We start from the raw sequence: 11,259 nt of genomic DNA, 5'->3' as shown, positions 1-11,259 counted from the left end.
TCGCCTTGTTCTGATTTAAATTTAATCCACTATAGCTTGAAGAAGTCCGCCCTTGAGACACTTTTCTCCTTAAATCTCCTATCTTCAAATTTAAAACCGTCCCATGGTGGACGGTTAATTCATTTTTGAAATGAGCAAGTCAGGTTGCTTCAAGAGGTTGCCTCAAGAGGTCGTCTGAAAATTGTTTTGTTTATTTTTTCTAGAGCGGATTAATTTTAAAACCGGTCGGGCTTTATCCTATTTTGATTCGGTATGAACTTAAGTTGTCATAAATATTTGAATGGCAATGGCTTTATTCATTATTTTAAAAAATCGATTGGCACTCAAACCATCGTAATTTTGCCCGCGTTATAACCCGTTTGATAAGCGGTATGAATTTGATATTTAACGGTAGTTACTAATTTATTTATTTTTTGATATGATAAGTAAATTTTTTAAAAAGGTAAAAACTATGAAAGGTATTATCAGGCTGGGAGATGCGACTACTCATGGAGGCGTTGTGGTTCAAGCGTCTTCGGATATGGTCATTGAAGGAAAGCCTGCCGCTCTGGTAGGCGATTTGGTTTCTTGCCCCATACCCGGGCATGGCACCAATCCGATTATCGAAGGCAGTCAATATATGTCGTTTAAAGGGCGCGATGTCGCTGTGGACGGTTGTAAAACTGCATGCGGCTGCGCTTTGATCAGCAGTATGCCGACTGTCGGAAGCGACTAAGGGGAATGGAATCTGCAAGGAGCTAAAGTGCCGGATTGTCGGAAATAAGATACAAAATTGCATAATCCTTTTAGTGTCGCAGGTTTTTAGGGGCGCATGCCTGATTCGGGGCAGGTTTGGCAAACAGCCTTTCATCTTAATAATTCAAAAGTTCTGATATTCAGAATACAGATTAAGTTTTTAGATTTTAAGTTTATTTTTCGGAAGTTATTATGAAGCCAATTTTTACTGGCATAGTGGTTATTATTCTAAGCATCGTCAGTGCAGTCTTACTCTACTTTTTAGGTCATAAATTCGGAATCGATACATCTGCAGCCAAAGCGGTTGTGTGGGCGTGTATCACGGTAGTGACCTCATTAATATTCTTTATCCCTCTGTTGACACGAATGCTTTGGTCAGGCGTATCCGACAGACATTCCAATTTGAAGCATCTGAATCCCGAAGATTTAAGCGGTGACAGTGCGGAATCTACCCATTTGATCGGCGTGTCGGAACGCTGGGAGCAGTTGAGACATATCCACTTGCTGACCAAGCAATATAAAAAACACCGTAAGCCTTGGATTTTTGTGGTCACTCAAGATACTGCCTTACTGGAAGCTGCTTTGCCGGATATCCGCCGTCAGTTGTGGGTAGAAACTGCATCGGCTATTTGGATTGATGCACAGGCTATGGAGCCTGCGGGTGGTTGGCAATATCTGAGGGGCGTGGGTAAACGTCCTGCCGAAGGCATTGTTTCGCTTCAGGCAAAATCCTCAATTCACGAAAATGCCGCGCAATTGACCGAGTTGATGAAAAAGCTCGGATGGAAGCTGCCGATTAATCAGGTGTATCTGACCAATGAAGCCGATGAAATGCCTTCAGCCATCAGCCATGCTTTGAAATATGGTTCGACTGTATCGGCAACGGAGTTGGCAAAAGAATTGGATCAGTTTGCTAACCAGTTGGCAGCAGTGGGTACGCAGCTGATTGAGGAAGATTTGCGCCAAACACCTATTGCAAAACTGTCTGCGACGTTACCCTCTCAAAGTCAGGCTTTGGCAGATCATATTGCTGCTGAAAAACGGAGTTTGGGAAAACTGGATACAGTTGCCGGCGTTTCGTTTGTTCAAACCAATAATCCTGAACAATCAGGAGATTTGATTTACCGTGCGTTTAATGATCTGTCTGTTTTGGGTTCAGGTAAAAAACTGCATTTGTCCAAAACGGAAAAAACCTATCTGGCAATGAGTGCCGTAGCCTTGTTGGTCGGTAGTGTGTTTGCAGTGGGTGCGCACAGCAGTTATCAAGATATAGGTCGTCTGAATGCTGATTTGGAAAGTGTTCAGAAGGCAAAATCACGCTCGGAAAAAGTTGCAGCCTTAATCAAACTGCAACAAAGTATTGCCGAAATGGAATCTGGCAGGGATTTCTTGCAATATACAGCCAAGTTTTTGGGCTATGAGCATAGAAAAGAGCTGTTGGCTGCCGCTTATCGCAAATACGGGATTTTGGTTAAAGATGTCGTCAGCCGTCCTGCTACCGTATTCTTTGCGAATAAGTTGGATGGTTTGACTATGCTCGAAGGGCAGATTCCGGACGACTTCGAACTGCAAGACAGTTCTTATCAAGACCTGAAAGCATATTTGATGCTGACGTCCCATGTAGAGAAAACCAAAGACAAAAAAGATGCTGAATTCCTGACGAAAAAATTGGTGGAAATGCTGTCGGCACAGAATGTTTCTACCAAAGATGCACAAATTTTGGCTCAATTTTTCGTGCCGCGCATGGCTACCCATTCCGGTTGGCTGGAAACGGAGCAACCTGAATTGGTGTCACGAAGCCGTCAGATTCTGGTGGATTGGATCAACCGCGACCAAGGCAGTGAACAGTTATACAAACGCATCGTACAAGGTACGGATGCCAAGCTGAAAACCATCACATTGGCAGAGCTGCTGAATAAGGATTTGAAAGGCATTTGGAATGTCGGCAAACCTTTGCCTCGTGTGTATACAGTCGAAGGCTGGGAGAAATATGTTAAACCTGCTCTGGACCAAGCTGTTAAAGACAGCAAGAATACTGACTGGGTGCTGGGTGGAAACCTGCATCAGGCACCGGTAACGGAAGCTGCGATCAACAGTCTGAAAGAGCGTTATTTCAAAGAATATGCTGCGGCTTGGTATGACATGATGAACAGTATTACATGGCAGCCAAGGACGACCAATTTGGATGCGGTCAATCAGTTCCACGTTTATGCGGATCCTCAGCGTTCTCCATTGGTGGCATTGTTCCATGCTGTAAAAGAAAGCAGCCAGTTGGACAGCAAAAAAATCGACGTAAATCCGGCGGTCGCCGATGCTGCAAAACGTGCGGCGGCAAGACAGCTGTCTGCCCGCTCGCGTAGGGTTGCCGATACGGTATTAAATTCACAGGCAGAAAACATCAACGCCCTGGAAGGTAAAGTCAATGATTATCTGGCAGGACCGTTGGAAGCAGAATTTGAAAACCTGTTGCAATTGATTGACGCGCAAATCAATCCGAAGAGCGATTTGAGCCTGCAACGCTACCTTGAGCGCGTGACGACCATTAAACAACGTTTGATTCAAATGGCGTCTTCTTCCGATACCGGTGGCGTAGCCAGATCGGCCGTTCAAGGAGTCTTGAACGGCGGAGACAATGAATTTCTTGAAGGTATGCAGTATGCACGTTTGATTGAGGCTGGTGTGGGCGACAGATTGCTGCCGTTTGCGCGCAACGTTTTTGTCTTGCCATTTAATTCCGTATGGGATTCGATTGCAGGCGTGGCCCAAAAAGATATCAATAATCTGTGGGCAAGCAATTTTGTTAATCCTATGCAGTCTGAGTTGGGCGGCAGATATCCGTTTGCCAAATCAGAAACCGAAGTTTCGATTCCCGTATTGGCAAAATACTTGGATATCAACAAAGGCGCATTGAATCAGTTTATAACGACCCAATTGGCAGGTGTTTTGACCAAACAAGGCAATCAATGGATTGTGGCGCCGGGAAGCGAATTGAAAGTCAATCCGGGATTGTTGCAACAGCTGAATAAATTGAGTGCGATTTCTGAGGATTTCTTCGTCAACGGAGAAGGTGGTTACAGCTTTGAGCTTAAGCCGACGTCTACTCAGGGAATTGTTCAATTCGACTTGGTTGTTGATGGTCAATCATTGAATTATTTCAACCAACAGACAGAGTGGAAGCCATTCAAATGGCCGGGTGATGTCAGCAATGCCGGTTTGCGTATTTCTTGGGAAACCGAGGCAGAAGGTATGCGTAAAACTCAGGAAATCAGCGGGCGTTTCGGTTTCATCCGTATGCTTGAAAAATCCAGGGTTACGCCGATTGATGGAAGTACCTATCTGGTTGAGTTCCCACTAGAAAAAGACAAATTGATGCGCTTCTATATGCGGACCAATTCCGGTAAAGGACCGTTGGGACTGCTGGATCTGAAAAATATCCATCTGCCGAATAAGATTTTTGAGGTTAAATAATGATGACATTACCCCAATGGGTAAAGCCGATACTCGGTGATGAAGGTACATCTATCACCGATAACAATATCCATCGCTGGCAAGAATGGTTGGAGCCTGTTTCAGACGACCATCCTTGCGGCGAGGATGTCGCCTATACAGATGATTTTGAAGCCATCAAAATTGAGTTGGCCAAACTTTCGGGTATGGACTACCGATTGATTTTGGATGCTTCAGAACGCTTGCTGAAGCGTGAATCTAAAGACCTGAGGGTAGCAACCTATTACATTTTTGCCTCGCTGAGAGACAGAGGCTTGGCAGGTTTTTCAGACGGCTTGGAGATTTTGTGCGGGTTGCTGCAAAAATTCGATCAGTCGCTATGGCCGAAAAAGCCTGTACAAAAACGTAATGCATTAAATTGGTTGTCCGGCGAAAGGGTGCTGGATACGCTTAAGAACGTGGGATTATCCGATTCTACGGAACTTAAGCGGACATTATCGGCTTTGATGTCGTTGCAACATTACTTTGAGGGATGGGAAGAGGTAGTACGCCCCAGCTTATTTCCATTGTTGCAATATTTTGAAGAGTCATCTGTTCGTTTTTCATCTTCTCCAACAAGTTCAAGTCAAAATCAGGAGACCAGTGCGCCTGTTGAGCAAGTGGCAACGCCGCAAATTCATCAAGAGAGTCGAGGGTCGTCTGAAAGTCTGACTGTCACAAAGGTTAACTCTTCTAAAGCCTTGCTTGACCAAGTCAGGATTAACGCTGCCTACTTGAGAGAACAGGATGATGGTTATTGGTCTGCAAACAAGATGATTCGGGCCGTCCGTTGGGGCGGATTGAACGGCATTCCTCCGCATCAAAACGGTCAGACGCGGTTGAAGGCTCCAAGGGCAGATTTATTGGCAAATCTGAATCGTTTGATTCAGGAGCAGCAATGGCGCGATTTGCTCGATAAAGTGGAAGCGGCTTTTTTGGAAGGTGCTAATCACTATTGGCTGGATTTGCAATATTACGCATGGCAAGGTCAGCAGGCATTGGGTGGTTTATATCTTTCCCAAGTTGATTCATCGCTATTTGAGTTGAAATCCTTCTTGACCCGATGCGAAGGCCTGACCGGCTTGAGTTTTGATAACGGATTCCCGTTCGTATCGGCTGATACGCTTAAATGGCTGGAAGAAAAGGTCATGTCGTCCGCGCGCAAGCAGACGAGTAGTCAAGCCATTCAAAAAGCAGTGTTAGCGTCGCCATCTCAGACAGAAAATCAAGAAAGTTACTGGCAACAGGCGCTGTTGCAAACACAAGAACACGGTTTAGACGCTGCATTTGCTTGGTTGGAAACATTACCGGAGTGGCAGACAGGTTCGGGGCAGGTTAAGAAATGGGTGATGATGGCTCGGTTGGCTGTAAGCGCCCAAAAGGCGGACTGGGCAGTGAAACTGTTGGAACAGGCTTCGAAGCAGATGCAAGTGTTGACAGTTAAAGAGTGGGACAGACATTTTACGTTTGAAGTGTATGCCCTTTGGTATCAACTATTAAGTGAAAACCTTGATAATAAAGATATTGAGGCAGTCGGACAGCTCGAATTTTTACGGACAGAGTTGATGCAGGCAGATGTTGTCCGTGCATTGGAATTAATTTATTAAGCATATATTATGTCAGATCCCACATTACGCTATTATGAAGAAGAGATGCGGTATCTCAAAGAGGCGGGATTAGAGTTTTCAAAAGCCCACCCTGATCGTGCCGCAATGCTGAATTTAGACAGAGTAGGTACGCGCGATCCTTATGTAGAAAGACTGTTTGAAGGCTTTGCTTTTTTGACAGGGAGAATCAGACAAAAATTAGATGATGACTTTCCGGAATTGACGGAGGGGTTGGTCCATATGCTGTGGCCGCATTATCTGAGGATGATTCCTTCCCTGACTGTTTTGGAATTGATTCCGGATAATAAAAAGTTGCAAGGAGGGCAAGTCGTCAAAAAAGGATTGTCCGTTCAGTCCGAACCTATCAATATCAACGATATATTGACCAGATGCTTGTATCGGACCACTGCTGATGTTGCGCTCCAACCTTTGAGCATATTGCATACATTGTTGGATTATGATGCGAATGGTCAAAGCGTCATCAAATTAACTTTTGGTATCCACCGGCAAATACAGAAAGAAAATTTAGATTTTTCCAAAATCAGGATTTATATTTCCGCTGATGAACCGATTGCCTTCGCATTGCGTCATGCTTTGTTGAATCAGACAGCGCGAATCAGCCTGCATCATGCCGAATTGCCATCTGCCGGCAATATACAGTTTAAGGCAGTCGGATTTGCTGAAGATGAAAGGTTGTGGGAGAAAGTCAATAACAGCTTCAGCGGCTACCAACTATTGCTGGAATATTTTTGTTTCAAACAGAAGTTTTTCTTTATTGATTTAGTGGGCATCGATGCCGGAGCGTGGTCGGAACGTATTAATGAGTTTAGCGTGAATGTGGTTCTTTCCAAGCAATACCCTTCAGAGCTTCGATTCCCTCCTGACTGTTTGAAATTGAACTGCGTGCCTGCCATCAATCTGTTTGATATGGAAGCAGAGCCTATCCGAGTGGATCATAAGGCGTTCGAATATCAGGTGAAGCCGCTGTTACATGAAGGTATGGCTGTTGAAGTTTATTCCGTCGAAGAGGTAGAGGCGGTTAATCATGAAACAGGCAAACGTTACCCCTATATTCCTTTTTCCTCATTCCAGCATCGTGGCGGTTTGATGAAATATGATGCGCCGGAAAGGTATTTCCATACCAAAGTCAAACAAGGCGTATCAGGAAGACATGAAACATTTATCATGCTTGGCGGATTGTTGTGGGATAGAAAAGATATATTGCCTACCGAGACGCTTTCATTGAAGGTGGTCGGGACAAATGGCGCTTTGCCGCGTAAAAGTCTGAGGGAAACCCAGATTCAAGACGACGATATCGCCGAACCAAATGTCAAAATGGTCAGAAACCTTACCACGCCGACATTGTCTTGTTATCCGCCGACAGAGGATAGATTCCAATGGCGCATATTGTCCCATTTGTCACCCAACTATTTATCACTATTGAATGTCGACAGTTTGAAAGGGGCATTGTCCATTTACGACTGGACTGAAGACGAGCTGAACAAGCGCAGACTGAATGGTATTGTTGATGTCAAACATGAAACAGTACAGAGAATCGAGCGTGGCGCAGTCCACCGCGGAATTCATATTACCGTAACATTTGATTCGACCGCATTTAGCGGTGAGGCGGAAATTTATTTGTTCGGAGAATTATTGAACGAATTTTTTGCAATGTATGCTGATTTGAACCTGTTTACCCGGTTCAGCATTGTTTCTCTGCCATCCGGGAAAACATATACATGGAAAGACAGCAAAACAACTATCACACGGTTTTAGAAACGGCGCACAAAAGCGCCAAAGAAAATAACGACAGGCAAACGCTTCCCTTATGGGAGATTCCTAGAAATAAAGCGCAGCGCGAAAGCGGGTCGTCTGAAATCTTCCAGGAGAAATTGGGGGAGTTTATTGTACGCAATGCGGCAACAATGAATTTCTTCCAATTTTGCCGGGTTCTGGAAACCCTTGCCGAAGGAAGTGAAGAAAAGGATGTCGAGTCAACCGTAAGATTTAGAAGGGTAAAGTCTTTATCTTTCCCTTCCGGGGAAATCGCCTCGGTTGAATATGATGCAGAAGCCGATCTGCCGACTGTCAGGACGACATTTTTAGGTTTGTACGGTGTCGATGCGGTTTTGCCGGATTACTTCCTGAACGATATTGCGACGCATAAAGACGGCAGTGAAAGCCTGGCGGCATTTTTAGATATTTTTAACCACCGAATCACGACCCTGTTTTTCCAAGCATGGAAAAAATACCGTTATCCGTTTCTGTTTCAACGGGAGGGGCAGGATGACCTATCGCGTTCCCTCTTGCACCTAATCGGGCAAGGCATGGTCAACGGGAAATTCATGCATCCTCTGCTGGATAGCAGGATTTTGGGGTTGTTCAGTATTTTTTACCAACGAACCCGAACCAAAGAAGGGATTGTCAGCATTGTCAGATACCTTCTTCCCTTTGCCGACGTAAAAGTAAAAGAGTTCCAGCCGCAGTGGGTCATTTTGGAGAAGGACCGCAAACTGGGGAAAGCCGGTTTGCGGTTAGACGGGGGAAGTGCATCTTTGGGCGGACGGATAAAAGATTACAGTCATTTGGTGCGTATTGAAATTACACCCGATACATTTGACAACGCGCAGCTTCTGTTGCCAAAGCAGCAATTGCACCAAAAATTGCTCGAATTATTAAAACTCTATTTGGGTCGTCGTTTTGATGCGAGTGTTTACCTGAATATTAAAAAACAATGGATACCCAAAAGCCGTTTGGAAAAAAAACAAATATTGGGGATTAATACCGGTTTAGGTGCGATGCACCAAGACAAACAAATAAAAATAGCGAACTATACTTACTCAAACTAACTTCAAGAAAACGGAAAATCATGAATAAAAAAACCAGAATTACGTCAGTCTGCTCATTAGCCCTTTTATGCGCCATGCTTTCAGGATGCGGGATTTGGCAAGGCATGAAAGATGGAACGGTTGAAGCAACGAAAAGTGTTTTTTATACCAAACTCAAGATTTTGAAAATCGACCTAATTGCACGAAACGGTTTGAATCAAAACGAGCGCGGGCAGTCGCTGTCGACAGTCGTCCGAGTGTATCAGTTGAAAGACAAGCAAAATTATGAAGTTGCCTCATATCGCGATTTGCTCAATCAAGACAAAACCATCTTGAGCAACGATCTGGCGGAAGGTTACAAGCAATATACCATCCGGCCGGGGGAAACCATCAGCTTTGATGAAACGCTGAATAAAGACACCAAATATGTCGGTGTTGTCGCTTTCTACAACAAAGTAGGGGAAGAGCAGACTTGGAAAATGTTGATTACCAAAAAGCAGCTGACCAATAAAAAACCGGTCGTTATCGAATTGGTGGATAACAAAGTCCTGCTTCAAGAGACGGTCAAGAAAGTCAAATAATGGATGCCGCACTCTATGAGAAACTGACCGGGTTTTATTCCGACGGTTTGCCGATAGATGACCTGCCGGGCAGCTTCCAGTTGGTTCGCAGTGTTTTGGACAATATCCAACGCATTCTTAACAGCAGGAGCGGTTCCTTGAAACATCTGCCGGATTATGGGATTCCCGATCTCAGTATGGTTTATAAAAACCTGCCGTCCAGCGCGCATGACTTGCGGTATTTTATGAGGAAAACCTTGTTGAAATACGAGCCGAGATTAAGGAACTTGGATATCCACCTCACTGAATCCAAAGACAATATCATGGTCTTGTGTTATCAGCTGGAATGCGAAATCGAAAACGTGGGTGCGGTAGTGATAGACACTTATTTTATGCCTGAGGGGACGGTTTCCGTTAAACGCAGCCGGACATAAGCTTTCTTTGGTGTGAATAGATTACTTTGAAAATTAAGAAATAAAATATGGTTAAACACATTTTCCTTACTTGCGGCGTGTTGCTTTCAGCAACCGCTCAAACCGCCTTTGCCAAAGAGCTGGAAGGCATGTTGGTCACTCAAAACAATTATGTCCGGATTCGAAGTTGTGATTTGAAAAACAATTACACTTTGCTTCCCGGTAGCGGAAACGGCTATGAAGCCGCAGCGGAAATCATCAGCGTCAGAAAAAATACGCCTGAAAATACACCAATCTATGTCGGATTAAGAGGCAATCTGGAAAACACCAATTTTTTGATTTCAGGCATTGATTTCATCAAAATGGGCGAGAGCTGTCATGTGCCGCATACCGAAACTCCGCCTGCCGAAGTCGTTATTCGAGAGTATCCGCTTAATCAGCAGAAATCAGGTTCGACAGGAAGGAAGCCTGAGTCTAAACAAGACAATGCGAAATTAAAAGCTACGGAGTCCCAACAAGCTAAGGCAGAACAGGATAAACCGGAAGAAACGGCAGGCAAGTCAGAAGAGCCGATTCCTTATCCTGAAGTTACACAGACTAACCAATCGGAAGACGGTAAAAAGTCTGAAGGCAAGTCAAATTCAGACGACCTCGTTAAAGAAAGTGTGAAAACAAAGGATGTCAAACAGACAGATACCGAGAAATCTGGTCGCACAAATGCTGGCTCGGCAACACCGGAAGTATCCAATACAACTGCGCCAACCGAGAAAAAAGCCGTAGAAAACAAGGAAATTGATACGTCGGCTAAAGCAGAAGCATCTGAAACAGTAGAAGTGCCGGCTAAAGCAGAAGCATCTGAAACAATAGAAGTGCCGGCTAAAGCAGAAACGCATGAAACAGTAGTAGAAGCACCAATCCGATTTGAACCACTTGAAAAGGTAGAAACGCTGCCAACCAAGACGGAAATTTCTGCAACCGAAGAAACGCCAGCCCAAACGGAGGCACCTGCAACAGTAGAAACACGGGTAACAACAGAAACTACGTCAACTACGCAAGCTCCGGTAGCGGAAGAAGCTTCGACAAAATCGGTTGATGTAGAGGAGCATCCGTCCGTATCTGAGCCTGTGGCTCCTGTGGTTTTGCCGGCAGAAAGTCAGCCGGTAGAAACCAATACCGTATCCGAATTGAAGCCTGAAACCGGTAAGCAAGAGTTTCCATCGGTAGAGCATGAGCCTTTGGCGCCGCAAGTAGATATCCAACGCGAAGAAACTCATTCTGCACACAACACGCTGCCGGCAACGCCAATGACTACTGAAACATCTGCGTCACAGACAGAGCCTCCTGTTGTGAATGAAGAAACTTCAGTGCAGCCGGTTTATGTCAATAAGGTCATCGTGCATGATGATGACGCATATGAATAAAAGGCCGATAAGCTCAACAAAATAGCAGAGTCGATTTGCTGTTTTCCATATAAAAGGTCGTCTGAATTTTTTCAGACGACCTTTTATTATGAATTGATTTTAGCGATACAACATTTTTTCGTATCCTTGATTAAAGAGAAAAATTTCCTCACGCTTAGGAAGCAAGAAGTAAATCGGTTTTATAGTGGATTAACTTTAAACCAGTACGG

General features: G+C 44.6%; 8 protein-coding genes. All 8 read left to right on the top strand.

Features of this window, described 5'->3' with window-relative positions:
* The first annotated feature begins 451 nt into the window (after positions 1-451).
* Positions 452-715, top strand: coding sequence for a PAAR domain-containing protein (locus tag HMPREF3050_RS05620; RefSeq protein WP_009310839.1), 264 nt, complete (start codon positions 452-454; stop codon positions 713-715).
* A gap of 422 nt (positions 716-1,137) precedes the next feature.
* Complete coding sequence (locus HMPREF3050_RS05615; RefSeq protein ID WP_246830234.1) at positions 1,138-4,203, top strand: ImcF-related family protein; 3,066 nt, start codon at positions 1,138-1,140, stop codon at positions 4,201-4,203.
* Positions 4,203-5,828 (top strand): type VI secretion system protein TssA, encoded by a 1,626-nt coding sequence (gene tssA / locus HMPREF3050_RS05610; RefSeq protein ID WP_070773949.1) that lies wholly within the window; start codon positions 4,203-4,205, stop codon positions 5,826-5,828. Before HMPREF3050_RS05615 ends, tssA begins: the two co-directional genes overlap by 1 nt.
* Before the next feature lie 9 nt (positions 5,829-5,837).
* A complete protein-coding gene (gene tssF, locus HMPREF3050_RS05605; protein ID WP_070773947.1) occupies positions 5,838-7,604 on the top strand; it encodes a type VI secretion system baseplate subunit TssF in 1,767 nt (588 codons plus the stop codon).
* Positions 7,568-8,677, top strand: coding sequence for a type VI secretion system baseplate subunit TssG (gene tssG / locus HMPREF3050_RS05600; RefSeq protein WP_070773945.1), 1,110 nt, complete (start codon positions 7,568-7,570; stop codon positions 8,675-8,677). Before tssF ends, tssG begins: the two co-directional genes overlap by 37 nt.
* 20 nt (positions 8,678-8,697) lie before the next feature.
* Positions 8,698-9,237, top strand: a complete 540-nt coding sequence (gene tssJ / locus HMPREF3050_RS05595; protein ID WP_003765178.1) for a type VI secretion system lipoprotein TssJ — start codon at positions 8,698-8,700, stop codon at positions 9,235-9,237.
* Positions 9,237-9,650, top strand: coding sequence for a type VI secretion system baseplate subunit TssE (gene tssE, locus HMPREF3050_RS05590; protein ID WP_003758401.1), 414 nt, complete (start codon positions 9,237-9,239; stop codon positions 9,648-9,650). The genes tssJ and tssE overlap by 1 nt, the downstream gene beginning before the upstream one ends.
* 47 nt (positions 9,651-9,697) lie before the next feature.
* On the top strand, positions 9,698-11,050 hold the full coding sequence (locus tag HMPREF3050_RS05585) for a hypothetical protein (protein ID WP_070773943.1): 1,353 nt from the start codon (positions 9,698-9,700) through the stop codon (positions 11,048-11,050).
* Positions 11,051-11,259: the final 209 nt, after the last annotated feature.

It is taken from the genome of Neisseria sp. HMSC065D04, from assembly GCF_001815675.1.
Taxonomy (GTDB): domain Bacteria; phylum Pseudomonadota; class Gammaproteobacteria; order Burkholderiales; family Neisseriaceae; genus Neisseria.
This window is presented reverse-complemented; position numbering and strand designations above follow the sequence as displayed.